Here is a 26548-nt window from a genome sequence, read left to right as displayed (position 1 = left end):
CTTTACTCCATCTCTATTGTGGTCATTCGGACGAGATTTTTTCAATCAAACAATAATAGAATCCGTCCATTCCGTCCAGGCCTGGCAGAATCTGGCGTCCGGGGGTGCCCTCAATGGTCAGGCCCCAGTCGGCTTCGATGGGGATTTCCCGGGCATCGTCGGTGGCTTGCAAAAAAGCGCTCATCTGGTTGCGGTTTTCATCCGGCAGCACCGAACAGGTGGCATACAGCAAACGTCCGCGGGGCTTTAATAACGGCCAAAGCGCTTTGAGAATGGCGGCTTGCGTCGTCACCAGAGCGTCGATGTCTTCCGGCGTGCGGTGCCATTTGATGTCCGGATGGCGGCGGATGATGCCGGTGGCGGAACAAGGCGCGTCCAGCAAAATTTTATCGAACGCGGCGCCATTCCACCAGTCGTCGGGTTGTGCGGCATCCCCGACGTCCAAATCGGCATGCAAATCGAGACGGAACAGGTTTTCCGACAGGCGTTCCATGCGTTCCGGTTCTTTTTCCAGCGCGAATACGTTGGCCTGGTCGTCGCTCAGTTCCAGCAAATGGGTGGTTTTCCCACCGGGCGCGGCGCAGGCGTCCAAAATATGTTCGCCCGCTTGCGGGGCCAATAAGGTGCCGGCTTGTTGGGCGGCGGCGTCTTGCACGCTGAACCCGCCGTCGTCGTAGCTGGGGAGGCGGGTGACATCCTGGCTTTGGGTGAGCACTACGCCGAACGGTGCCTTCGGGTGGGCGCTGGCGTCAATTTCGTTATCGGCCAGGCTGGCTAGGAAGGCCTCGCGGGTTTGCACGCGTGGGTTCACGCGTAACGTCAAGGGGGCCGGTTCGTTATTGGCGGCGAGAATCTGTTCCCAATGCTCCGGGTAGGCTTTGCGCATGGCTTTGGTGAACCATTGCGGGTGGGCGAAACGATAGGCCGGTTTTTTGTCGACTTCCGCGCAAATCGCGTCTTTTTCACGCAAAAACGATCGCAAAACGCCGTTGACCAGACCGCGCGCCCAAGGTTTTTTCAACGATTTGGTGAGGTTGACGGTTTCCGATACCGCCGCGTGTTCGGGGGTATCCATATACAGAATTTGATAGAGTCCGAGCAAAATCAACTGGTTGACGTCTTCGTCCTTGGCTTTGAGCGGTTTTTTGAGCAAATGGCTGCGAATCGCTTCCAGGCGTTCCTGCCAGCGCAGGGTGCCGAAGACCAGGTTTTGGGCAAAAGCGCGTTCACGCCGGTCGTCGAATTGGGCCAATCCTTCGGCCAGTGCTTGGCTTAAGGAGCGACCTTGTTCAATGACGGTGAGGCAGATTTTCAGGGCGATGTAGCGACTGTTGACGGCCATGGCTTATCGCGCCTGTTCCGTGCCCAGCCTCTGCCCGGTCAGTTGGCGTGCTTGGGCAAAATCATAGGCGGCCATGGCTTTTTTGCCGGCCGGTTGTAGTTGTTCTAGGATGAGCGATCCTTTTCCGGTGGCGACCTCAACACCGTCTTTGGTAACGGAAATCATCAGGCCTGGTGGTTTTTCGGAAATCGTTTCCTGGCCCATTTTTGCGCGCCAAAGTCGCAGCGGTTGACCGTCGTATTGGGTAAAGGCCACCGGCCAGGGGTTAAAGGCCTGAATCAGGCGCACCAGCGTGTCGGCCGGTTGTGACCAGTCGATTTCCGCTTCGGCTTTATTGAGTTTCTCGGCGTAGGTGGCCTCGGCGTCGTTTTGCTTGACGGGATTCAAGCGCTCGGCCTGTAAATCGTCCAAGGTTTGCATCAGCGCGTCGCAGCCGAGTTGGCTGAGGCGGTCGTGCAAGGTTTGGGCGGTGTCGTCCGCCGCAATCGGGGTTTTCAGAATGGTGAGCATGTCGCCGGTGTCCAGACCGACATCCATTTGCATAATGGTCACGCCGGTTTCGGCGTCGCCCATCTGGATGGCGCGTTGAATCGGCGCCGCGCCGCGCCAGCGCGGCAATAAGGACGCATGGATATTGAAGCAACCGTAGGTCGGCATGTCCAGCACGGTTTTCGGCAGAATCAGGCCATAGGCCACCACCACCATGACGTCGGCGTTCAGAGCCTTGAGTTCGGCTTGTGCGTCGGGGTCTTTGAGCGAGACCGGTTGATACACCGGCAGGTCGTGTTGTTGCGCCAGCTGTTTGACCGGGCTGGCCGTCAGTTTACGGCCGCGGCCCGCCGGACGATCCGGCTGGGTGTAAACCGCCACTACCTCATGTGGGGAGTCCAGCAGGCGTTGTAACGGCGGCACGGAAAAATCCGGCGTGCCGGCGAAAATGATGCGAAGCGGTTGAGTGGGCGAAGATAGCGTCATGCGTCGGCCTGTTGTTGCGCGAGTTCTTTTTTGTATTTTTGCAGGGCTCGGGTGCGTTTCAAACCGGATAGGTGGTCGATAAAGAGCTTGCCGTTCAAATGATCGATTTCATGTTGAATGCACACCGCCAACAAGTCGTTGGCTTCGAACTCGACCCGCTTGCCATCGCGGTTTAGGCCGCGTACCAGTATCTCGGACGGGCGATTGACCTTGGCGTAGACGCCCGGAATCGATAAACAGCCTTCTTCCCAGGTGATTTTACCGGCACTTTTGACCACTTCCGGGTTCAGGAGTGCAATCGGCTGATCTTTGGTTTCGGAAATGTCCACGACAATCAAACGTTGTTGTACCGCCACTTGCGGCGCGGCCAGGCCGATGCCCGGGGCGTCGTACATGGTGTAGAACATGTCGTCGATGAGTTTGTCGAGTTCGTCGGTCATTTCCGGAATCGGTTGGCAGACGTCCCGAAGGCCTTCGTCCGGATAGAGAACAATATCGAGTTTATCCATAATACAAGGTATACTTTTTGAAATTTGAAAAAATGACCTTAAATTATAGCGGATTGTTGTCTTTATGTCTGATTTAGACCGTTTAACATCTTGGCTGACTTTACATTTTGCGCGTATCAACGCGAAACAGTTGTCGGAAATTGACGCTTTTTTCGGCAGCTTGGAACAGGCGGTTTCCGCGCCGGAATCGGCTTGGCGTGGGGCCCAGGTGTTGAAAGAGAAACAATTGGACCGGTTGTTTGAGCCAGGCCTGGCCGAAAAGGTCACTCAGGCGTTGGAATGGGTCGAGCAGCCGAATCAGCATCTATTGACCCTGGCGAGTGATGATTACCCGCCGTTATTGAAGCAGATTCCCGATCCGCCGCCGGTATTGTATGTGCGTGGAAACCGAACGCTGTTGTCCGACCCGCAGTTGGCGATAGTGGGCAGCCGTAATGCGTCCAAGCAGGGGCGGTTGACAGCGGAAGACTTTGCTCAGTATTTGGCCAGCGTGGGGTTGACCATTACCAGTGGTTTGGCGTCTGGCATTGATAAAGCGGCGCATGAAGGTGCTTTGAAAGCACAAACTAAAGCGGGCGGGCCGCAAGGCACGACCATCGCGGTGGTGGCGACCGGGTTGGATCGAGTGTATCCGGCCGCGAATCGCGAACTGGCGCATCGGGTGGCCGAAACCGGTGCCATAGTGTCGGAATACCCGCTGGGCACGCAGCCTTTGGCACATTTTTTTCCGCAGCGTAACCGCATTATTTCCGGGTTGAGTTTGGGCACTTTGGTGGTGGAGGCGGCTTTGAAAAGCGGTTCCCTGATTACGGCGCGCACCGCCTCGGAACAAGGGCGGGAAGTGTTTGCGGTACCCGGTTCCATCAATAATCCGCAGGTGAAAGGCTGTCATCAATTAATTCGTCAAGGCGCGAAACTGGTGGAGTCCGGTCAGGATATTCTCGAAGAACTGTCACCCATGTTGCAACCTTCGCTGTTCGCCGAAGAGGCCTTTTCAAGCTCTGCAACGGAATCTTCGGCGCCGAAAAATGATGTTAAAAAAGGCTTGTTGAAGTTCATTGAGTTCGAGCCCATCGGTTTGGACGAGTTGGCGGTGCTGAGTAAATTGCCGGTATCGGACATTCAAAGCCAGTTGTTGATGTTGGAATTGAGCGGCGACATTGAAGCCTTGTCCGCCGGGCGCTGGCGACGTTTGCGTTAAGCCGGTCGCTTGAGTTTGCGGGTCAGGCAACGGACTTGACGCCCGCCGTCGAGGTAGGTGAGTTCATCGAAGCTCAATTTATTGGCCATCATAATGCCCCGGCCGTGGTTGTCCATGGCCCGTTCCAGCGAGAATTCCAGATAGTTTTCAAAATCGAACCCATTCCCCATATCGGTGATGGTGACCACCAGGGTTTTGTCATCATGTCGTAAATTGACGGCCACGAACTTGCGGCGGTTTTCCGGTAACGCCAGCCGCCGGTTGATTTCCTCCGACAGTTGACTGTCGCGAATCAATTGGGTTTTTTCATCATAGGTGATGCCCAGATTACCGTGTTCGACCGCATTGACCATCAATTCCAGAAAGCCGATGCCGATGCTGTTGGGGTCGGTGGTCAACAAGGCGATGAAGCTCGACAGGTGTTTGGCTTCATCGATGGTGCGTACCTCGAAACGACCGTCGGTAATCAGGGGGAACGCCTTATGGATGCCTTTGAGGGTGGTGAGGATATCCTTATGATTTTGGAAGTCTTTTAGCGCGGCATTGACAACCGAAATCAAGGTTTCCTTGGTAATTGGTTTGATTAGGTAGTAGAATGCGCCAGCATTAATCCCGCGTTGAATTTCCGCTTCACTATTGGCGGTGGTTTGCAGGATAAAGGGAATTTTTTTGTACTCGGCGTGCTGTTTGAGCTCTTCGAGCAATTGGATGCCGTCTTTATTGGGCATCAGGTAGTCGGAAATGATGCAGTGGAAAAAGTCGTGCGGTTTCTGACGGATGAGTTGTGATGCCTCTTCGCCGTCGTTGGCCAGGAATAGGTTGAAGTCCTCGTTTTTGAGGAAACTTTGGAGCAGTTTTTGACTGACCAGGTCGTCTTCAACGATCAGCAGGTTGGCTTTGTTCATGGTACAGGCCTTGAATCTGAGTCCTTGTCCGGTTGGCGAATATAACTTAAATGGCACTTCAATCGCTTTTAGCTTAACACTTTTCGGGTGAAATCGACCAGCGATAAATCGGTCGTATTTAGACGTAGTGATAAATAAGAGTTTGAGAACATTCAAATAAAAGATTGCAATTATTAGGCTTTTTTTGCACTCTTAAAAAAATAACGTGACTGAAAACAGAGAAAAAATATGACGAATTTGGTGATAGTGGAGTCTCCCGCTAAAGCTAAGACAATTGAGAAATATCTGGGCAAAGGCTTTACCGTCCGCTCCAGTTATGGCCATATCCGTGACATCCAGAAAAAAGGGATGGGCATCGATATCGAGAACGGTTTTCTGCCGAATTATGAAATTTCACCGGACAAGAAAAAAACCGTCACCGAATTGCGCAAATTGACTAAAGACGCGGAAGCGGTCTGGCTGGCGACGGATGAGGACCGCGAGGGGGAGGCGATTGCCTGGCACCTTGCGGAAGCCTTAAAACTGGATGTCAGCAGCACCAAGCGTATCGTGTTTCATGAAATCACCAAGACGGCCATCCAGAAAGCGATTGCCGAACCGCGTACGGTGGACATGGACTTGGTAGAAGCTCAGCAGGCCCGACGTATTCTGGATCGTATCGTGGGCTTTGAGCTCTCGCCGATTTTATGGAAGAAGATTCGGACCGGCTTGTCGGCTGGGCGAGTGCAATCGGTCGCAGTGCGCCTGATTGTCGAACGTGAACGTGAGATCGATGCCTTTGAATCGGATTTCGTTTACCGTCTGGCGGGTGAGTTGACGATTTTGGACGACAATCAGCAGGCCGTTGGAACGGTTGAGGTCAAGCGCAGCGCCGCTTTCAAAACCGAGGACGAAGCGAAAGCCTACCTGGAGCAGGTGAAGCTGGCCGCATTGTCGGTCGGGCAATTGGAAGAAAAACCGGCCAAGAAATCGCCGAAAGCGCCGTTCACCACGTCGACCTTGCAGCAGGAAGCGTCCTCAAAGCTCGGTTTTTCGGTCAAACAGACCATGATGATTGCACAACGTCTGTACGAATCCGGGAAAATCACCTATATGCGTACCGATTCGGTCAACCTGTCCGAAGAGGCGATTTCCAAAGCACAGCAGACGATTACCGGCGACTACGGCGCAGATTATTCCATGCCGCGTCGTTACAAGACCAAAAACGCCGACGCCCAGGAAGCGCATGAGGCGATTCGTCCGACCGATTTTTCCGTGAAAGACGTGACGGGCGAACGTAATGAACAGCGTTTGTATCAGTTGATTTGGCGCCGTGCGATTGCTTCGCAAATGGCAGATGCGCAACTGAAACGGACTAATGTGGATATTCAAATTTCCAACCTGCCGGATGAAAAGCTGACGGCGAAAGGTGAAGTGATTACCTTCGACGGTTTTTTGAAAGTCTATAACCTGGACGATGACGCCAAAGAAGGTCAGCTGCCGCCGTTGAGCATCGGCCAGGCGTTGGCGTTGGGACAACTGTCGGTTCGCCAGAGCTTTTCCCGTCCACCGGCGCGTTATAACGAAGCCAGTCTGGTCCGCACCTTGGAAGAAATGGGCATCGGGCGGCCGTCGACTTACGCGCCGACCATTGACACCATCCAGCAGCGTGGTTATGTGGTGAAAGAAGACCGCGAAGGCCGTCAACGCGATTATCGACAATTGACCTTGTCGGCGGATGGCATCGTGGCGGAAGATTTGACTGAAACCACCGGTACCGAGAAAAACAAATTGTTCCCGACCGACATTGCTGGCATTGTCACCGACTTTTTGGTGAAGCATTTCGGCGATGTGCTGGATTACCAGTTCACCGCTTTGGTGGAGTCCGAATTCGATACCATCGCGCAGGGCAAAGAGTCCTGGCAGGAAATGCTCACCAAGTTTTACCAGCAGTTCCATCCGCGTGTCGATGCGGCGGAAGACGTATCGCGTGAAGAGGCCGGGCAATCCCGCGCTTTGGGAACCGATCCGAAAACCGGTAAGCCGATGTTCGTTAAAATCGGTCGTTTCGGGCCTTACGTGCAATTGGGCGATGGCGAGAACGACGAAAAGCCGACGTTTGCCAGTTTGATGCCGGGCCAGAAAATGGACACCTTGAAGCTGGAAGAGGCCTTGGAATTGTTCAAGCTGCCGCGAGAGGTCGGTGAAATGCCGGAATCCTTCTCGGCCAAAGCGGTGGACGGAACCGAATTTTCGGTGGAAAAAGGGCAGATGTTGATTGCCAAGCAAGGGCCTTTCGGTCCCTATTTGGAATACGGCCCGAAACAATATGCGCCCATCAAAGGCTTCGATCCGCTAAGCATTACGTTGGAAGACGCCGCCGCTTTGGTGGAAGCGAAAATCCAGGCCGAAGCGGATAAAATTGTGAAGGTCTTCCCGGACACGGATGTGAAAATCCTGAAAGGTCGCTGGGGGCCGTATATCACCGATGTGTCGACCAAAAAGAACGCCAAAATTCAAAAAGACGAAGATGCGTTGGCATTGACCTTGGAAGAGTGTCAAAAACGTCTGGACGAAGCGCCGGAACCGAAAAAACGGGGCCGTGGCGGTGCGAAAAAAGCACCGGCGAAAAAGGCCTCGGCAAAGAAAACCACCACCAAGAAAACGGCGACGAAAAAAACCACCGCCAAGAAGGCGCCGGCCAAAAAGACGACCAAGACCACGGCCCAAAAATAGCCGCTCCGAATAGAGCCGTTTCCCATGGCTCCGTTCGGTTCGTTTAAATATCCAAAACCGACCAGGCCTGGTCGGTTTTGGTGTTTTTACGGCCGGGGTTTTCGCGTCCGGCTCGCCGATGGTGATGACGGCCGTTAAAACGATTATGGGATGAAACTCTGGAAGAGTGTTAGGAATCTTCCGATTGTGGTGTCGATTACAGTAAAATACCCTCATTAATTTTCAAGCGTAACGAAGAGAATAAAAGAGCATGAAGCAACAGGTTGCAGAAATTTTGTCGCAGGTGATTGAGCAGTTGAAACAGGACGGTGTGCTGGAAGCCGATGCCCAGCCTCGCTTGACGGTCGAAAACACCCGAGACAAATCGCACGGCGATTTTGCGACCAACCTGGCGATGATGCTCACCAAACTGGTCGGCAAGCCGCCGCGAGACGTGGCGCAGATGATTATCGACCGTCTACCGGCATCCGATTTCGTCGAAAAAGTCGAAATCGCCGGACCGGGCTTCATTAATTTCTTCGTGCAGGACGCCGCCAAGTTCGATGTGGTCGAAACCGTGTTGAAAGACGCGGACGCCTACGGCCAATGCAACGTCGGTCAAGGGCGTTCGGTGCTGGTGGAATATGTGTCCGCTAACCCGACCGGGCCGTTGCACGTCGGTCATGGTCGTGGCGCGGCCTACGGGGCTTGCGTGGCGAATTTGCTGTCGGTGGCCGGCTTCAATGTCGCCAAAGAATATTACGTCAACGACGCCGGACGCCAAATGGATATCCTGGCGGCCTCTACCTGGTTGCGTTATTTGCAAGCCTGCGGTGAAGAGTTGACCTTCCCGAGTAACGGTTATCAGGGCGATTACATCAATGAAATCGCCCAGACGGTGAAAGACGCAGACGGCGACCGTTATCGCCGTGCGGCCGAGGAGGCCTTTGCCGGTGTGCCGGCCGATGAAGGCGCGGCGGAAGATGGTGACAAAGAAAAGCACATTGACGGCTTGATCCAAAACGCGAAAACCTTGTTAGGGGAAGACGATTATCGCGCGGTGTTCGAAGTGGCGTTGAACCGCATTCTCGGCGACATTCGCGACGACTTGTCGGAGTTCGGTGTCGAGTTCGATAACTGGTTCTCGGAGCGCTCTTTGATGGATTCCGGCGTGATTGACGCCGCCATCGAAAAATTGCAGCAAGCCGGTAAGATTTACGAACAGAACGGCGCCTTGTGGTTCCGTTCCACCGATTACGGTGACGAAAAAGACCGTGTGGTGGTGCGTGAAAACGGCTTGAAAACCTATTTTGCGTCCGACATCGCCTACCACTTCAATAAGTTGGAACGTGGCTTTGATGTGTTGATTGATATTTGGGGCGCGGATCACCACGGTTATGTGCCACGGGTCAAAGCGGCCATGCAGGCGCTGGACACCAATCCGGAAGCGCTGGAAGTCTTGTTGGTACAATTCGCGATTCTGTATCGCGGCGGCGAGAAGTTGGCGATGTCGACCCGTTCCGGTCAGTTTGTGACCTTACGTGAATTGCGTGACGAAGTCGGCTCGGATGCGGCGCGTTTCTTCTATGTGCAGCGTAAGTCGGAACAGCACATGGATTTCGATTTGGACTTGGCAAAATCGCAGTCCAATGAGAACCCGGTGTATTACATTCAGTACGCCCACGCTCGGATTTGTCAGGTCATGGCCTCCTCCGAGGAGCGCGGTTACACTTATGACCAATCCGCAGGCCTGGCCAATTTATCGCAATTGACCTCGGAAGCGGAAGCCGACTTGGCGACGCAATTGGCCAAGTATCCGGAAATCATCGGCCGGGCGGCTCAGGTCTATGAACCACACCAAATCGCCTATTATTTGAAAGATTTGGCGCACGGATTGCATTCTTACTATAACGCCACGCCGTTTATCGTCGAAGAAGCCGACGTTCGAAACGCGCGTTTGACGTTGATTCTGGCGGTGCGCCAGGTATTGCGGAACGGTTTGGCCCTATTGGGGGTTTCCGCGCCGGAAAAAATGTAAGTAGCATGCCTGCATTTTTGCGAACGACGACAGGATAAACGGTTATGAGGCAATACACCCGGGATTATCGTCATGGTCACAGTCAGCCGCGTCAGACGTATCAACGGAAATCCCAGATGATCGAACCGGAAACGGAAGCACCGCAAAGTTCGTCGCGATGGGTGTGGGGTCTGGCCTTGTTGCTGTCCTTGGCGCTGTTTGGCGGATTTTTCGTGGTGCAACATTTCGCGCACCATGGCGTGAAATCAACGCCCCTGGCCGCTGAAACGGCGGAGTCGGTGATGGAGACGGTATTGGTTGAAGATGCGGCAAATACCACCGTGGACGTAGCGGATAACACCACTGAGGACGAGCCGAAAAAACCGCTGGTGGTGGAAAGCCTGCCGATGGCGAAAGCACAAGCCGAGGCGGAAAAACCGCTGCAATATACCTTTTACGATGGCTTGGCGAAAACCGAAGTGGTGGTGGACGTCGAGCCGATTTCCGTGAAGTTGAATGCGCCTTATTTTATTCAGGCCGGCACCTTCGGGTCGCGAGATGTGGCGGAGAAGGAGCAAGCGCGTTTGAAGTCGCACGGTCAGGAACTGACGATTTCCACCGTCACTTGGAAGGGGCGGGTGTATTATCGTCTTCGAGTCGGGCCTTATGACGACCGCTTGGAAATGAACAAAAAACGCAATGAACTGCGTTCGCTCGGTGTCGATACCTTGTTGATTAAATCCCGTTCAAAAAACGATACCGCCGGGTAATTCCGGTAATTGTCATTCCGGTGGTTTTCAGCAAGATGCTTTTCTTGTCAGTCTTGTGGAGTGTCTTCTAAATCCCGTTCGGTGACCACTTGATTACGGCCTAGCGTTTTGGCTTTGTAGAGAGCGTCATCGGCGCGTTTAATCCATTCTTCAATCGTTTCCTGTGCTTCTCCGCGATAAGCCGCGACGCCGAATGAGGCGGTGATTTGCCCGAGGTTTTTTTCCGAATCCTTGCGTTTCAGTTTGGCGTTTTCAATGTCATGACGAATCGTCTCCGCACGTTGTTCGGCCTGTTCGATGTCTGTGTGGGACAGTAGGATGGCGAATTCTTCACCGCCGTAACGGCACAGGGTTTCGGTGTCGCCCTTGGTTTTTTTCATCAGATTGGCGTAGTAACGCAGGACACTGTCGCCCACCAAGTGGCCGAAGCTGTCGTTGAAGCGTTTGAAGTGGTCGATGTCGGTGAGAATCAACACCAGCTGTTCCGGGGATTCCTGCATCTCGTCGACCAGATCGCGAATCGCGTTATTAAAGGCTTTTCGGTTGCCGATTTCGGTCAGTTCGTCGGTGAGGGTTTCGGCTCTGGCTTCGATGAGTTCTTGGCGCAGGCGCAGGATTTCATCGTTGCTGTCCATCATTTCACGATGAAATTCCTCGCTGGATTTTTTCATCGATGACGCGGTATTGAGAACCGAGTGGGTCAGTTCTTTCAGTGTCTCGGCGTCCATATCCTGTGTGGACAGGGTGTTGGTGTAATGGTCGAGTTCTTGCGTATGCTGCTCGAGTTTATCGCTCCAGGCATTCATGCGCTTGACGACGAGATTGATCAGGCGCTTGAAAGCTCGGTCGAAATCGTTGCCGCTGTCATCGTCGGCAAAGTATTCGTCGTAAAGGCGACGGCCTAAACGGTCGTTGTAACCGAAAGGATCCTGTAAGGCATTGTCCATTTCCTGACGGAATTTAGGATGGTCCCCTTTGTAGTACTGATACCAGATGAAGTAATTGAGCGGGGTCGGATTGATGCCTTGTTCTTCGAAGATATCAATGAGCTGAACGAAAATGCGTTGAGCTTTTTCGGGGGCGTCTTTAATGTCTAGCAACATCCTGAAATTCCTACCAATCAACTTTGTGGTTTGAAAAGCGTTTGCTTATGCCTGAAGGGTCATTTTACACCAGAATTCCCGCCGGGTTCATAGAAAAAAAGGGACGGATGGAGTATAGTAATTTTTACATATTTGCGGTCAAAACGCCGAGGAGAAAAGCATGATCAACCCGAAACAAATTGAGTCGCTGGTGGACAGCATCAGCGGCATTTTACCGCCAGGTCTGGGTGAATTGCCCGAAAATGCCAAGCAGAATTTGAAGCAAACGCTGGCGAGTGCATTTGAGAAAATGGATTTGGTCTCGCGTCAGGAGTTTGAGATTCAAGCGGGCGTCTTGGCAAAAACCCGCGCCAAATTGGAGGCGCTGGAAAAGCAGGTGGCTGAGCTGGAAGCAAAACAATCGGTGGATTCTTAGTCGAATGTCGGTGACGGGCCAATACGCCACATTGTTATCCCGCGGTTTGTCCGGTGTGCAGGCGCCGGAAGTGCAAATCGAGGTGCATGCCACGAATGGCTTGCCGAGTTTATCGATTGTCGGTTTGCCGGAAGCCTCGGTTAAGGAAAGTAAAGACCGTGTGCGCAGCGCCGTGATGAGCGCCGGCTTTCAGTTGCCACCCAAGCGGATGACCATCAACCTAGCGCCGGCCGATATTCCTAAGCAAGGGGGACGTTACGATTTACCGATTGCTTTGGGTATTCTAGTGGCGACGGGCCAATTGATTCCGGTGCGCGATCTGAACCGCATCGAATGGTTTGGCGAGGTGGGATTGAATGGAGCTTTGCGCCCCGTTCCCGGGATTTTACCGGCCGTGATGCAAGCGGCGCAGGCCGGCCGAACGGTGGTGGTACCCATGGCGAATCTGGCCGAAGCCAGTTTGGTGAAAGGTGCGCAAGTGTTTGGGGCGGAGAACTTGCTGTCGGTGGCCCGTTATTTGGTGGATGAAACCGCGACATTGGTTGAACCGGAAGCGGTGGCCTTTACCGGCGCGTCTTATGCCGAAGATATGGCCGATATCCGTGGTCAGCAGCAGGCGAAACGATTGCTGGAAGTCTGTGCCAGCGGGGGACATTCCTTGTTGATGGTCGGCCCGCCCGGCTCGGGTAAAAGTATGCTGGCGTCGCGTTTGGTGACCTTGTTACCGGATTTACCCCTGGAACACGCCATCGAGGTGGCGTCCGTGCATTCGGTTGCCGGTAAGGAGGTGGCCGTCGAGCGTTTCCAGCAGCGGCAACTGGTTCAGCCACATCATACCGCCACGGCCGCAGCGATGGTCGGGGGCGGTTCGGGCTCGAACCCAAAACCGGGTGCTGTGTCGTTGGCGCATCGCTCCATTCTGTTTTTAGACGAATTACCGGAATTTAATCGAACCGTACTGGAAGCCTTGCGAGAACCGTTGGAAACCGGTCATGTCGAGATTGCCCGGGTGAATCAACAGGTGACCTATCCGGCCCGGGTGCAACTGGTGTGTGCGATGAATCCAACGCCGTCCGGTTTTTTCCCCGATGATGCTCTGGGACGCTGCTGTTAACTACAAAATTATTTGATAATTACAAAATTAAATGAGAATCTACAAAATTAAATGATAATGAAGTTTCTTTCAAGGCAGTAAAAGTAACAAACTTCAAATATTCTCTTTTGATTCTTAACTGTGTTTTTATGTATTAATGGATGTTATTAAACTTTTAGGTAAAGGACTGTCTATAAAGTTGTTTCAAAATAATCTCCTGCCATGAAATTTCTGAATACAAGCAATTTGCTTGTATTGAATACAAGCGTTTTGCTTGTATTGAACGCAAGCGTTTTGCTTGCGAAATGCTTTTTGCCTGTTTATAAGGGTGTTTTAGGTAAAGGAGAAAGTTTGAGTGGTGGGGGCTTTTACTCTTAAAAATTTTGCAGAACAGTGTCAACCTGACAAGTTTTATCGGCTTGATATTATTAGGGGTGTTTCATTCGAAAAAACTTACGACCCTACGATGCCCTTCCAGTCAGTCATTGTTAATTTTTCTTGTTATTCCAGTGAATATCAGTCACTCGACAAAATAAGATCCATTCCAGCTAAAGACATTTTCAAATCTAAGTACATCGACAAAAAAGCCAATCTTTCCATTAATGTCGATGTCACCAATCTCATTTTTTTAAAACCTGGCACCGTCTGGAGAAATGGCGCCTCAATGTGGGAGTCGACTGAATTAACCAATGTCTGCATCAATCAATCTGAATCAAGTATGGTTTCTTCTTATAGTGAAAGTAAACTTGGAACTAAAATGCCCTTCCTCTATGGTAGAAAAAATGTCCAGTTTCTGAAATTTCCCAATTCAAAAGTCAAGGACAAGACGATCACTGTTTTGATCCCTACCACTGAAATCATCCGTTATTATTTTTCGGGTTCAACCTATTTCACGAGAGAGTTGTTTAATGGTGCGCTGAAAAGCTTTAATAACTCTGGTGAAGCCACTAGACTTTTCTTTAAATATGAGTTCGATGAAGCTGACGAAAGCGTTTATATTTGGTTAAAAAGGAATTGTTTCGATTCGGATGCTTTCATGATTGCCCGCGGTTTGGCTGATGAAGTCGCAATGAATGCAATGAGCTATATCTACGCTTCTCTGGTACATGCAAAAACAAATTTTAAGACTAAGGATGGCGACATAATTCCAGAAGTCTGCCCAAGAACAAGTCTTCCATTCTCCGGAGCAACCAATCTTGAAGTTCTGGGGCAGTGGCTACCACGAAAAGATGGTGAAACGAAATTCACAGAATATATGGTCAGAACTATCGAGGATTGCGATCACCCACTACCCTTCAAGAAAATCAGAATTGAATCGGTTGATTCTTATCAATCCAGTGGAGAGGTTAATGAGGATGAAGATCCGAAGCCATCAAAGCCAAGAAGAAAACGTGATGAAGATAGTGATCCTAGGCCACCAAACTATACCGAGGGCGAAAGGCCGACCGATGGTATTGCTCCTGAAGAGTTGAAGTTCATGATGCAGCGGTTCAGCCACCTAGAGGATGTTCAGGTTGAAAAGGTCGAGAAGGTATCTGAAAAGGAAAAGCAAAGCTATTATCAGCAGGAAAAAGAATCCAATTCAGATGATGGAAGTACTTTGCCTGGCGACTACCGAAAAGATAACGACCTTCAGCCTTGGAATAACAGGGCGATAGATTCTGAACCAATCCCTATCTCCGAAAGGTTAGTCACGGTATCCAATGCGGTGGCAACTGTTCTTGAAAAGGAGACTGGTTGGTTTGCTGAGGCGTTACCTGTCAATTGTGTCGATGATACCTTACCTTTTGGACTTTACAGTTTTGAGCGGCCGGCAGGTAAAAATGCTCGATATGATTGGAATATGGTTGGAGAAAGAAATCGGAGAGCCTTGTTTTTAGCAATCTCGAATCAAAGTGGCCAAACGGTTTACTTGTTGGAGATTGAAGGCAAAGGAGAGGTCAGTTTTTCGTTGTTTCTCTTTAGAGCAGATCAATATGAGTGCCTTGATTATTTCGGCAGTGCCCGGTCGTTGATGTTTGAGATAGCAGATTCTTCAGGCTCTAAGATTAAAGACGGGATCCTGGAGGACTTTGTTGTGACTAGTATGAGGCATACCGAAAGCGATAATGATAGCTTTGTGGATCGGTTGCATCGTGCTATTGATGGGGTGTTTAAAGACGATGAGGATACCTAAATATGATTAGGAGATGGTTTGATGCCGGCTAAAGAGATTGCTATCGCAGCTTTGATTGCAACCAGCGGTGTTACGGATGCTGAGTCACCTAAAGAAAAAATCCTATTTGGCGGTGATATGGCTCTAGTCGCTACCGAGCGTTGTGTCGCGGACGGTCGGGATATTTATAAAGGGTTTACTCTTATATCTGATTATCAGGATGGGTATTTTAAGGTTAATTGTCAGATATTGGAAACAACTACGGGTGATTATTATGCGTCCAAGGGAGTGTATTATGAGTATTCGGAGAATTTGGATACTTTGATTGAGTTGTTTAAGGAGCGTGGGAAATAATAATTTTTAAGGCAATTTTATTGGCAAACTGGCCATTAAGAGAAGAGTGGTTGATAAAAATATAAACACACTCCAAAGACGATTGAGGGATGGTCAGCATACAATCTTGATGTCCAAACGAATGGTTGATAAGTCGGCTTTAGTTTTTGATGCTATCAAATAATATGAAGAGCATATTGCAGTGATGCATATTGATTTGCGTAAGGTAAACTCCTTTTTCGAAGTTGTCACGAACCTTGTTGGCGATTATTTACAAGAGGAAGGCTTGAAAAAATCCAGGCAGAGAACTGTTGACGGCGGCTCTTTTAATAAAAACCATGAGTTCAATTGTTGATCGTGAAGAAGTAGATGGTAAATAAGTCCTTTTGTTCATTGAAGAGTTTCAGAAGTTGCCAGAATTTGAAGATATGGTTGTATCTGAAAGTGATGTTGACGAAGTTGGGAAGTCACTAAGCCCAGGACGAGTTTTTTGCGCAGATTAAGGGTGTTAGTTCAAAATAAACGAAATATAATTTTGTTTGTATCTGGAAATGAAGCCCGCTTAATGAACTTGTTTACTGAGTATCACGCACCTTTTTATAAGGCAGCTTTACCATTAACGATTGAAAGTGGTCTTAAAGTGCCAATATAGCCTTGGGTTTTGCTTCTTAAGCCCCTAAATACTTATATTGCTCCAGAAAAATTTAAGTAATTGATAAGAGGGTTGACGAGATCTAAAGAGAAAAACCTAAGTACGAAAAAGAGTTGATACCCCCAAAAAAACTTTTAAACACTTGAGCAGTCATCAAATATCATTATTATCAGGTGGGCCTATACTTTAAAGGTGCTCTCCCATATGGGCCACTTTAATTTGTTTTTTTGTTAAATGATCATAAGTTTTCAGGCCAAAATATACACGAACTTTCTTTAAATGAGGTAATGAACAGTCTCTGTCATTAGTATCAATTTTTAAATGGTACTCGCAACTGATTTCGTCATACTCTGGGATATGATTTTGGCCACAATTGACTTCGGCTCCTGAACAACTTTTTGGAAATTTAAATGGTGGGGGTTTATTGGCCCCTTGCCTAGAGCAGGCAAGGTGTTTTTTTATACCTATGGAATTAGTAAGGTCACGTATTATGATCAGGTCGGCTTCATTTTGATTAGAGGCATTTGATATCTTATAATATGATTGATTTAGTGTGTTTAAAGCATGTGAAAACATGGCTTTGTAATCTTCATATCTTCCTTGTTTAACAGTATGTAATGTTCCTTCTATGTCGGAGTGAAACTCTAAATTTTCATAATTCTGTTTTGACCAAGAAATAAATTCTTCACTACCGTTGTGGTTTTGGGCGATAAAGTCAGAATTTTGATCTAATGTTGCTCGCCAAGAAAAAGTGTGAAAATGGCGACAAATCTGCGGCCAAAAGTAAGTTTTGTCTTGTGTAAAAGCGTAGTGGCGAGGAAAGGTTAATGTTTGGTTCTGTATTGAAGAAATAATAACACTAGAGTCTTTATATTTGATTTGATATGGCGTGATGATTTTTTCCAACTCTGCTAGCAAAAAAGAGAATTTAGTAAAATCATTATCAACAATTTGATAGATTTCATCCTGCAATGCATTCGTTGTATTATCGCCAATATAATCAATAAAATCATAGGGTGATTCCACTGTAATATTATCAGATTTTTTATAATCTTCAATAGCTTGCGAGAGAGAAGAAATTATTTGCGTTAGCTTATCTTCAGATGTATTCTCGTCAAGGGCCCCAAGACTGTAACGAGTTATGTATACATATGCAATAACCAAAATTAGTGTCCTATTGATTTAATCCTAAATCGGATACTTCCTTGCCTGTCATTAGAGTTTTAACATCATATGCTTGTTGGTCAAAAAAACCATCGGGCCACGATGATAGTTCTCCTTTACTTCCAATATTAATTTTCTCTACGTTACTTGCAGCTTTGTTATTGCCTGAAACAAAAAAAACCGAAAAATCCTCGCCTAAGTAATCGTCATCTAACCTGGCAGCAACTCTAATACCATTTAACAAGTGATCACTATGTGTTTCTATTATGACTTGTACTCCTGCAAGAGCAGATTTAGCGATTAACCTTCCGAGGTAACTTTGCCCTTTTGGGTGCAAGTGAGCCTCTGGGTTTTCGATAATGACCAGCCCCCCAGGTTTTGTTAATAATAAAGCGCAAACAATACTTAAAGAGTAACTCAAGCCAAATCCCATATTAATGGGTTTAGTTTTTTCAGAACCGTAGGCTTGAAATTGGGCGTGACTAATACCCGCATTGGTGACTATATGTGATTCAAAGTTAAATCCAGGTGAAATTTCAGACATCCATTTAACTATATTTCTTCTGATACTAGGACCTTCATTATTATCTAAAATTCTTTTATCTTTTAAGTCCAAACGAGCCCCTACATTATCTAGTTGGGTTAAGACTTGATATGTATATTCACCTTTAGGGCCCAGCCAGTTTGATATAGTTTGATCGTGGCTATTCTCTAGATATACTCTGGGACCGAATCGTTCGGCTTGTAAAAATTGAAAGCCTTTATCCGAAAAATAATTTTGATAGAGGTCTTCTTTGTTTACAGTCATTGATTGGTTGTGCAAGTAGTTTTTAATTAAGTCTGATGTTTCGTCACTGCTTTCTTCACCCCAAGAGCACTCTTGGTCGTTGAATTTTAAGGTTATTTTCAAGTAATTTTCATTTTTATTTGCATAAGCAGAAAAAATATCTCGAATGCTTCCAAGTTCGACAAGGTTATTATTGAGAGCTACTTCAGTTTGGAATCGACTTTGAAATGGAACAGCTAAAGCTTGAATTGCGGTACTTTTACCGACTGAGTTATTGCCGCAAAAAACGCTTAAGTTATTTAAGATAAATTTTTGTTCTTTATAACACTTAAAGTTTTTTAAAATTATTTCTGTAATCATTTTGTTACCGGAACTGAAAGAGGTCTAATGTAAATTTCACAGCCTGTTGTATTCTTTAGAATGTTTGCAATAGCTTCAAATCTATAAAGAACCGTTGCTTTCTTGCCTGTTGATGTCGATAAGGAATACTCTAATCCACGATCTGAATCGTTGTATGATTCACTTGTCCATTCAGCATATTTTTGACTATCATTTTTGATGGCAAGATAAAGCTCCTCTACAAAAGAATCTCTATTTTGTTTGATTTGTTCTTTTTGTGTGTTATCAGCATGTGCAAATAAAGTGACTAAGACTTCAAAAAGAGGTTTACTAATTGGTTCTTTTCTAATTGCCCCTCTTACTTTTTTAAAAGCATCATTTCCAAAAATTTCGTGACAGAGTTTGAGACTTGATTCAAATTTTGATGTAAGAGATATAATAGTTGGGGACTCTGATACATAATCTTCTTCTCCATCAGTTTTTTTTATTTTTTGAAAGTCTTGTCTATTAATCCATACCATTGCTTGGGATAAGTAATCGGAATATTTAATGGTATCAAATGATTTATACCCGAATATAATAAAAGCCAAGCCACTTAAGCATAACTCTAGATCCTTTTGTCTTTTAGGGTTTACGGTGTTTGTAGTTGCCTCAAGAAAGGTCGCTGAGGATGCTAGGAACTTTAAGTAGTAAACACTATTACCAAAGTTGATTGCAGAACGAATTTCTTGTTCACTAAGTTTCACACCATAAGTATTGATTCTGTGGAATAGCTCGATAATAAAGCGATTTGAACTACCTGATTCATCGATTTCGTCATTTATGTCAATTACATAAGCGGTAATTTCATATTCATTAATTAGGCGAGTGAGCTTTCTATCAAATTCTTTAAATGACTTTCCATCGGCTTCCATGACCGGCGATTCTTTTTCTAACTTCAGTTGAAAGTCACCCTTCATAAAGTCCTGTATAGTTGTTAAACGCTGTAGGCCATCAATTACAGCCCAGTCATCATTTTTGCGTTCTCCAAAATAAAAAATCGGCAATGGTAAACCCATTAAAATAGATTCTATTAATTTGGATTTTCTTTTGGAATCCCAAATTCGATCCTTTCGTTGATATTCAGGTTGAATTTCAATCTCCCCGTATTTAAGTCTTTCATATAATAAAGATAAACTTGGGGTTTGGCGTCGAATATTTGGGACGCTTAATTCTGATGATGGTTTTGTAGTGTCTTCATCGTCGTCTAAGCTATTGATACTATCAGAGGTGTTTCCATCATCAATTCCTGTAATGGAAGATAAATCAACTAAGTCAGATAAGTCAACATCCTTGTTTAAAACATCTTCATCGTGTAGGTCGAATTCATTTTGATTTGTATCTATTCGTATTGAGGTTGCTTGCACGGCATCATTAATATAATCGAATCTTTCAATTAGTTCTGAAAGGTTAGTATCTATCAATACCCCTGGGGAAGCTAAGTGTAGTTGATCTACTTCAGAGTGAAGTTTCGATGAAATGTTTGCAAGTTCTCTTGCTAACCAGATTTGGCTAAATTTTTTCTGAGCTACTATGGATGCTTTAACACTTCGTTGTTCTTTTGCTGGTAACTCTTGTATTTCACCGTAAGAGTGTTGTGTTTCTTGTCTAAGAATCAAATGTTTTCGGCGTTCAAACTTGAAATACTGAATAGAGGGTAAGTTGCAAAAAATAGTTTCTGGGTGATGGCGGCTACTATAAGAGCCTTGTAAGGCTTGCTCTACACTGCAATAGCCATTTTTTGTTAACTCCAAAAATATAGTTTGAATCTCTTTAAAATTACGGTTGTAAGTTTTATTGGAGTCTTTTTGTTTTACGATGTATTTACCATCGTTGATATTCCAAGACTCAATTACAATATCTGGGGTCATGGGGTTTATTGCTTGGAGTTCCATGCCTACTAAATTTTCAATATCTAAAATGACGTCTTCAAAGTTGGTATACATTTCTAATTCTCGTGAGTGACACTATTTTAAGGTTGTATTCTTCTATCTTTTCAACATACCTTTGTTAAAAGTTCAGTATTTACATTTTCAGGTATTTCATAAGAGTTAGACTTTAAAAAACTCGCAACCTGTTCCGCAATTCGTTCTGCCAAAATAACAGGAACTCCGTTACTAATAGTTTTAAATTTATCGGTCAGAGTCATATCAAAGGGGAGACTGTACTCATCGGGAACAGATTGTATTCTCATGACTTCTCTCACAGATAAACGTCGTGGTAACCATGGGTGAAGATGAACTTCATTATTGCCATAAGCCGCCGTAGGACTGTATCGCCACCTGTGTAACCGTTTAAAACTTTTTCTCGAAACATCCCCTTCTTTTATCTGGTGAAATTTTTCACTGAAGGCCCGAAAGGTATCATCTTGGTTTGGTAGGTTGTTGATTGATTCATTAAATACTGATGCGCCTACTGTTAAACGTTCAGGCAACGTTGACGATAATTTTGGCGTCTTTCCATATGGACTTAGGTTAGGCCATTCAAAAAGTGTTTTGGCTCCAACGAAGCGACTGTCAACCGGCCAATCAAACCAATTTAACCTAGTTGACAAAGCCTTGGTTGAAAAATTTGAAGTCAGGGAGATGTTATTAAGGGCTTGAATATGTTGGCAAAAAGTCACTCCTTTTTTTTCCATTAAGGAATCCTTTCTAAAGCCAATGAAAAAAACACGTTCTCTATCTTGTGGGACACCAAATTCAAGCGCATTTAGCAAATTGAGATCAAAATAATAATCCTTCGATACCTTTTTCATTAAGCTAAACAGGTAATTTCGATGTTTTGTTTTTTGGATAAGTCCTTTGACATTCTCAAGAACAAAGAACTCTGGCTTTAATTCCAAAATTACGTCAATGTATATACCAGTTAATTTGCCATTTTCACCTTCAGAGCCCTTATGTTTTCCGCCATTAGAAAAGTCAGGGCATGGCGGTCCTCCGATAACTCCAAAATTGCCATTTCTAAGTAAATTATTTGGAGTATTTCGTTTGATCTCTGAATAAGAAATGTTAGTAATTGAACCCTGTTTAATATTCAATTCATTCTCAGTTAATCCGTATAATGAGTTCATTCCATACTTAAACCCTGTTAAGTATGCGGGGTTAAATTCATTATGCCATACAGAGTCAAAGCCGACATTCCTAAACCCAATATCTAGTAGCCCAGCTCCAGTAAAAAAAGACAGTAACTTATACGTCAAAATGAATTCCTTATTAACCTCTTACGTGCAAATGATTATACAGGGTTTTGTTTTGCGATAATGGTTCCATGCTTAGTTGGACTATTTTAACATTGTCTGGCCATAACGTCGCGTAGTGATTCAAGGGTGTCAATTTGTATTGCTTTATTCTGCCTTGAGGGTTAAGAGTTGGAGGTATCGTTTGTTTTAAAGTAGTAATTCATAAATTTTTTAATCTGTTGGGGATTAGTTTTTTTCTTTAATCGTCTCTCGAAAAAATCAACAATATTCGATTTTTCTTCGTCGCACGCGAAATATTTGTATTGCTTGATATGAAAAAACAGCACATCAGTTACCCAAAACGGAAACTCCAAATAAGGTGTTTTAATCAAGTGGGTTGACGTATTGGTTGCTTTGCATACTTTTATAAATCCCTCTGGCCAATCCTGTAATAAGCAATAAATCATGATTAACCCGGTTCGCCGTAAATTAATATTAAGCCTTTCCGGTTCTACATTTCGGCCAATCAATTCTCGGTGGTATATTTGCTGTAAACCTAAGTCTTGACGTAAGTGCATAAACAGTTTTTCACCCTTTGGGCTGCACACCAAAAACGATAACAAACGCCGGATGCCCTCAAAATACAGGTTTGAATAGTTAAACTCCAAATCTCCGGCATGACCATACCCGAGAGAGGACTGCAAAAGATTGATGCGATTGATTTCATATTCATCGCTAGAGGTAGGAACAAATTCGGTCTCGCGCAAATCAAAACCACATTTTGAGCAGTGAACGATATCAAGCGGGTGGTAAAGAACTTCCTCTTCATGTTTTTGTAGTCGTTTCAAATCAATTGGGCTGTGGCACTTAGGGCATCGATCATGTAACTGTACGGAATGGTATGGGCAGGCTGTCATAAACCCTAATCGCCAGTGCTTTCGAAAATAAGGCCTGTCACCGTCTTCTGCCAGACAGCAAGGGCAGTATTGCAAGCTAAATAACTTTTTCCCTGTCTGTCTTATGCCAATAGGCATTACCCATTTGACCTGGTTTGTCTTCCCAGTCTGGTTGTAAAAATACTCGCAGGAGCCATAAAACGGTAAGCGCCGGATTTGTGTTTCATTCAGTCCTGTTCTTTCAAGAATGGACGACATTCTTTTCTCGTTTAAGAATACATCAAGATCACTTTTCCAAGACTCCACATCTTTGGTAATCAGGGTCGCTAATTGAGTTGGCTTCATTCCATACAACAAAGCATTTCGGGCAATCCAAGATGTCATCAGTTCATCTTTAAATGGTGGGTCAAGAATGTACCGTCTCATATCTAACGCATCCGTTTGAGCAAGTCCTTTCGTTTCGACGCCGGTACCAAGTTCAAGTCTCCGAAAACCGATTCATCAATGGAAGGCAAGTCATGACGAATTGCGTATACGGCCAAACGTTTGATGATTAAAATCAACTCGCCAATCAAGCCTTCACTTAAATAATGCAGCTGTTCAATAAATGGCTTTTTGTATAGAAAGGATGGTTCCGGCAGAGGAAGCCTTGTTTCAATGGTAGCAATTAATTGGGCGAAAGCCTTACGGTTTTCTTTGGAATCAAACGCCCATCGTTCCAGCACTTCTACCTGAAACCGGTTCGCCATTTGTGAGTCTACCTGTATTGCGTGAAAAGCATCCTCAATGCCGGCACCGACAATTGGAATCCTTAAAGCGTTACTCAAGTCCTTAATGCTATTGAGGAAGCCTTTTTGAGCATTGTAGGAGCCGGCGATGATGTGTTGGATTTCATCAATAATCAACATCCGGGTTTCCCGTGCGTTCATAGCTCGAATAATTTTCTGGCGCTTGACCTCCAGGCTGTCGTTCTTCGCGTAAGGCACAATCATTTCTTCTAACACCCGGATTAGAAAAGCGTTTTCATCCGGTTTGGCCGGAGCTGAGATAAAGACAACCGGCTGGCGATTTGTATAGTCTTCTTCATCCGTCGTCAAAGGGTAGCGGTTGGCAAAGCGCTTCAGGATTTGTGTCTTGCCATTATTGCTGTCACCGACAATTAATAGATTCGGCATTCGTTCGACTTTCGGATAAGAGATGAAGTCTTCCATCCGTTCAAGAATTTGTTGTGCTCTTGGGTACCCAATCCATTTGTCGAGATTGATGTATTCGATGCGCTCCTCTTTTGGCGCATCTAATAAATCAAACGCCTTGTCTAACAAGTGATTGTATTGACTCATTGTTCAATGTCCTCAAATGGTTGGATGTCGTCAAAATCCTCATCGTCAATACTCTCAATTGAAGGAGTCAGTATTGAACCTATGCTGTAATCATCTCCAGTTTGGGTTGCTAGAGAAGGAATAGACTCTTTTTGTCGGATGGCTTCTTTTTGTTTGGCGCGCCGGACATGCTTGGTTTCTTTTTTGGCCTGCTCAGTCAGCCGTTTCAATCGGGCTCGGGCTTCGAATATAGCCTCTTCATCCGCTTTTTGTGAAGGATTAGCTTCTTTCGCACGGCGTTTCAGCTCTCTCAACTCCCAAAGTGAAATCGCCGGGTGACTGGTGTCACGGTACGGTACCACGACATAGGACTCCATATCTGGATCGTAAAAGAAAACCGAGCTCAAATCCCGCGGGTCATAGCGCACAATGAACTTTTGAACGTTCTTTCGCGTTTTGTCCGGTTGCTTAATCCATTTACGTAATACATCATGAAAGTAGTCAATGCCGAATAACTGGATGCCATATTTCTGGACACTTCTTTCTACGTAGGGCAGAAAATCAATCTTCAACTTAAGTGGATTGTCGACTTTTGGCGGGATGCCCCTTCCTAACTGTTTACCATCGCCGAGAATGCCTTGTTTATACTTTTGGAGAGGTGACATGCCGATTTCGGAATGCCTCTCGAGATGGTAATGATTCACTAAAAATTCGGTGAAGTATTGTTCAAATTCCGATAATGTAAAAATAGCATTTCCAGCAGAATCGTATTCCTTTTTGTCTTGAATGTTGGATTTAGTGGTGCCTGGTAACGTATGAAGCTCAGCATCATTAAATGTCTTGAATGATCGTTCAACATGAGGCCCATAACGGGGTGTTCTTGCTGGCCTTTTGGTCATGCTGATCTGATAGGTATCACATGCTTTTTTTAGTGAATTACTGTGAAATTCTTTACCGTTATCGGTATGGATGACATCCATAATTCCGAAGGCAGGCCAATCTCCTTTAACGTCATGATCAAGTAGCCATTGCTTTTTATCGAGAATAGCATGAGCTAAGCAAAGTCCAGTCAGAAGGGTGTTTGGTTTTTCCAATGAAATATAGAAGCCAACGACCATTCGACTGTAAACATCGATTGCCAAGGTTATGATTGGGCGCCCTATATCAAGACGGTACTCGTCATCGACAATAGTTAAGTCCATGGGTGTGTGGTCAATTTGTACTACAGCCAGAGGTTTGTCTATTCTTGGAAACTTTCCGGTTATGGGCCTGAAGTTTTCACGACCTTTTCGGCCTTCTCTTTTGGTGGCGACTTCCGATGCACTAAGTTGTGAAATACGAACTCTAAGAGTGTTGATATGAGGTGTAGAAAGTAGTTCGAGACCAGGTTGTTTTCGTTCTTTGTTAATTTCAAAAATCTCTAATGCTAAGTCACGATAAATATTTGTCACTCTGGGTTGAATCGGGCTTAGATAAACTCCAATGTATTTCTGTATTAACTCTTCAACTTCAGGCTGCAAGCGACCATATTCTTTTCGTTTTTTTCTGAGTAGGGATAACGGATTTCCGTTTGATTTTTTGTATTTTTGTAACTGTTTGTAAGCCGTCGGTTCGGAGATGCCTAGTTTGCTGGCGACTTCTTGGAGTTTTGCCCGTCTTTCAACTTCATCGTTAACCTGCATGACTTGATTAAACAGCATGGCTTTATTGTTGGCCTTAATCCAGTCTTCGTCCGGAATGGTTAACAGTTCTGTTGCGGGGATAACCTCAATAGGCTTTTCGGGGTCGGCCGGTTGAGATGATAATTCAGAAATATGTAACTTTTTAACGGTACCTGTAAACGAGCTGCGGACAGATACGTGCTCCAGGTCAAGCACTCCGATTACCCTGTAGCGTGAGTTACCATGAAATACTTCGGCGCCGATTTCAAAATGGGTTTCACTCATTGTTTTCATCCTTGGAATATTCAGGTTTTACCCAGATTAATTGATTCATGTTGAGCGGGGTTGATAAGTCGGTGGTGACTAGTTGGTTTGCGACGGCATACCAGAGTGTATTTAGGAACTCTGCTTGCTCCATTTCATCGGTTGAACAAAGAGCTAATAGTTCGTTGATTGGGGTTGGTTGACCTCTGGATAAAATCTTTTGAATGGTCGCAAGTTGGTATTTTTCGAATGGGCGGTTTTTGTAGGGGAGGAGAAAGGTGACGTTTTGTAAGAATGGGGAGAGAATCTCTTGTTCAGTCCATATCCTAAATCGTGTGTTGGGTTCTGATTTTAATTCCCGTATAGCAGCTTTAAACTTTGGTTTTAGTTTTTCCCAGTCTTTTTTGAGGTCGCTCCTGTACTTCACCTCGATATACAGCAATCTTCCATCTTTAAACTTAATCAAAATATCAGGCGTATAATGTCTTTTTTTACCATCATGAATGAATTCAAATCGCCTTGGCTGAGTTTTGAATTTTTCAATTTGGTCATCAAACTCACATAGCAGAAGCGCTTTGCGTTCAAGGCCAGATTCAAAGTGAGTATATTCATCACTTTTATTACTGTGTACATGGCCGGTAATGTTACGATAACTTAATGGAATTTTTCTGGCTGGCATGGCAAGCATTCTCATTTATTATTGTAGGATTTTTGGTTTCTGTACTATCTTTTAACTC

At 45.9% G+C, this 26548-nt stretch carries 21 protein-coding genes; 8 read left to right on the top strand and 13 right to left on the bottom strand.

Translation table 11 applies throughout. The features are described from left to right. Positions 1 to 22 precede the first annotated feature (22 nt). The 3 genes from rsmB to def are packed head-to-tail and all read right to left on the bottom strand — an operon-like array spanning position 23 to position 2826. Positions 23 to 1342: a 16S rRNA (cytosine(967)-C(5))-methyltransferase RsmB gene (rsmB, locus tag AYJ59_RS12275; protein WP_127120243.1), complete on the bottom strand. Its 1320-nt coding sequence runs from the start codon at positions 1340 to 1342 to the stop codon at positions 23 to 25. 3 nt (positions 1343 to 1345) lie between these two features. After that, a complete protein-coding gene (fmt, locus tag AYJ59_RS12270) occupies positions 1346 to 2317 on the bottom strand; it encodes a methionyl-tRNA formyltransferase (protein WP_127120242.1) in 972 nt (323 codons plus the stop codon). Next, on the bottom strand, positions 2314 to 2826 hold the full coding sequence (gene def, locus AYJ59_RS12265; protein ID WP_127120241.1) for a peptide deformylase: 513 nt from the start codon (positions 2824 to 2826) through the stop codon (positions 2314 to 2316). The genes fmt and def overlap by 4 nt, the downstream gene beginning before the upstream one ends. A 64-nt stretch (positions 2827 to 2890) precedes the next feature. Between def and dprA the strand changes: the two genes are divergently transcribed. Then, complete coding sequence (dprA, locus tag AYJ59_RS12260) at positions 2891 to 4027, top strand: DNA-processing protein DprA (protein ID WP_127120240.1); 1137 nt, start codon at positions 2891 to 2893, stop codon at positions 4025 to 4027. On the opposite strand, the gene AYJ59_RS12255 is transcribed toward dprA, so the two are convergent. Beyond that, the gene (locus AYJ59_RS12255; protein ID WP_127120239.1) at positions 4024 to 4932 is read right to left on the bottom strand and encodes a response regulator; all 909 of its coding nucleotides are present in this window, start codon (positions 4930 to 4932) and stop codon (positions 4024 to 4026) included. The two genes, dprA and AYJ59_RS12255, sit on opposite strands and share 4 nt — an antisense overlap. A gap of 228 nt (positions 4933 to 5160) precedes the next feature. Here AYJ59_RS12255 and topA point away from each other — a divergent pair, with 228 nt between their 5' ends. From topA to AYJ59_RS12240, 3 genes are all read left to right on the top strand, one after another. Further along, entirely contained in the window at positions 5161 to 7647 is a 2487-nt protein-coding gene (gene topA, locus AYJ59_RS12250) for a type I DNA topoisomerase (protein WP_127120238.1), read from the top strand. 250 nt (positions 7648 to 7897) lie between these two features. Next, complete coding sequence (argS, locus tag AYJ59_RS12245; protein WP_127120237.1) at positions 7898 to 9664, top strand: arginine--tRNA ligase; 1767 nt, start codon at positions 7898 to 7900, stop codon at positions 9662 to 9664. Positions 9665 to 9708: 44 nt separating this feature from the next. Next, the gene (locus AYJ59_RS12240; RefSeq protein WP_127120236.1) at positions 9709 to 10413 is read left to right on the top strand and encodes an SPOR domain-containing protein; all 705 of its coding nucleotides are present in this window, start codon (positions 9709 to 9711) and stop codon (positions 10411 to 10413) included. A gap of 47 nt (positions 10414 to 10460) precedes the next feature. Here the strand turns inward: AYJ59_RS12240 and AYJ59_RS12235 are convergent, their stop codons facing one another. Then, positions 10461 to 11516 (bottom strand): GGDEF domain-containing protein, encoded by a 1056-nt coding sequence (locus AYJ59_RS12235; protein ID WP_127120235.1) that lies wholly within the window; start codon positions 11514 to 11516, stop codon positions 10461 to 10463. 160 nt (positions 11517 to 11676) lie between these two features. On the opposite strand from AYJ59_RS12235, the gene AYJ59_RS12230 reads away from it, so the two are divergent. The 4 genes from AYJ59_RS12230 (at position 11677) to AYJ59_RS12215 (ending at position 15533) form a co-directional block, all read left to right on the top strand. Then, positions 11677 to 11931, top strand: a complete 255-nt coding sequence (locus AYJ59_RS12230; RefSeq protein WP_029939491.1) for an accessory factor UbiK family protein — start codon at positions 11677 to 11679, stop codon at positions 11929 to 11931. A gap of 4 nt (positions 11932 to 11935) precedes the next feature. After that, entirely contained in the window at positions 11936 to 13045 is a 1110-nt protein-coding gene (locus tag AYJ59_RS12225) for a YifB family Mg chelatase-like AAA ATPase (protein WP_127120234.1), read from the top strand. Between the two features lie 334 nt (positions 13046 to 13379). After that, complete coding sequence (locus tag AYJ59_RS12220) at positions 13380 to 15200, top strand: hypothetical protein (protein ID WP_127120233.1); 1821 nt, start codon at positions 13380 to 13382, stop codon at positions 15198 to 15200. A gap of 21 nt (positions 15201 to 15221) precedes the next feature. After that, entirely contained in the window at positions 15222 to 15533 is a 312-nt protein-coding gene (locus tag AYJ59_RS12215; RefSeq protein WP_127120232.1) for a hypothetical protein, read from the top strand. 817 nt (positions 15534 to 16350) lie between these two features. On the opposite strand, the gene AYJ59_RS12210 is transcribed toward AYJ59_RS12215, so the two are convergent. The 8 genes from AYJ59_RS12210 to AYJ59_RS12175 form a co-directional block, all read right to left on the bottom strand. After that, positions 16351 to 17328, bottom strand: a complete 978-nt coding sequence (locus AYJ59_RS12210; protein ID WP_127120231.1) for a hypothetical protein — start codon at positions 17326 to 17328, stop codon at positions 16351 to 16353. Positions 17329 to 17338: 10 nt separating this feature from the next. Then, positions 17339 to 18475: a DUF3696 domain-containing protein gene (locus AYJ59_RS12205; RefSeq protein WP_127120230.1), complete on the bottom strand. Its 1137-nt coding sequence runs from the start codon at positions 18473 to 18475 to the stop codon at positions 17339 to 17341. Continuing rightward, positions 18472 to 20439: a DUF262 domain-containing protein gene (locus AYJ59_RS12200; RefSeq protein ID WP_127120229.1), complete on the bottom strand. Its 1968-nt coding sequence runs from the start codon at positions 20437 to 20439 to the stop codon at positions 18472 to 18474. Before AYJ59_RS12200 ends, AYJ59_RS12205 begins: the two co-directional genes overlap by 4 nt. A gap of 50 nt (positions 20440 to 20489) precedes the next feature. Beyond that, a complete protein-coding gene (locus AYJ59_RS12195) occupies positions 20490 to 21692 on the bottom strand; it encodes a DNA cytosine methyltransferase (protein WP_127120228.1) in 1203 nt (400 codons plus the stop codon). A 161-nt stretch (positions 21693 to 21853) separates the two neighbouring features. Next, on the bottom strand, positions 21854 to 22993 hold the full coding sequence (locus tag AYJ59_RS12190) for a TniQ family protein (protein WP_127120227.1): 1140 nt from the start codon (positions 22991 to 22993) through the stop codon (positions 21854 to 21856). A 2-nt stretch (positions 22994 to 22995) separates the two neighbouring features. Further along, positions 22996 to 23907 carry a TniB family NTP-binding protein gene (locus AYJ59_RS12185; protein WP_127120226.1) on the bottom strand — a complete coding sequence of 304 codons (912 nt, stop codon included), beginning with the start codon at positions 23905 to 23907 and terminating at the stop codon, positions 22996 to 22998. Then, the gene (locus AYJ59_RS12180) at positions 23904 to 25832 is read right to left on the bottom strand and encodes a Mu transposase C-terminal domain-containing protein (RefSeq protein ID WP_164730773.1); all 1929 of its coding nucleotides are present in this window, start codon (positions 25830 to 25832) and stop codon (positions 23904 to 23906) included. The genes AYJ59_RS12185 and AYJ59_RS12180 overlap by 4 nt, the downstream gene beginning before the upstream one ends. Next, the gene (locus AYJ59_RS12175) at positions 25825 to 26505 is read right to left on the bottom strand and encodes a TnsA endonuclease N-terminal domain-containing protein (RefSeq protein WP_127120224.1); all 681 of its coding nucleotides are present in this window, start codon (positions 26503 to 26505) and stop codon (positions 25825 to 25827) included. Before AYJ59_RS12175 ends, AYJ59_RS12180 begins: the two co-directional genes overlap by 8 nt. Positions 26506 to 26548 lie beyond the last annotated feature (43 nt).

It is taken from the genome of Thiomicrospira sp. S5 (assembly GCF_003991075.1).
GTDB lineage: Bacteria > Pseudomonadota > Gammaproteobacteria > Thiomicrospirales > Thiomicrospiraceae > Hydrogenovibrio > Hydrogenovibrio thermophilus.
Note: the sequence above shows the minus strand (reverse complement) of the source record. Positions and strands in the feature narration are given on the sequence as shown.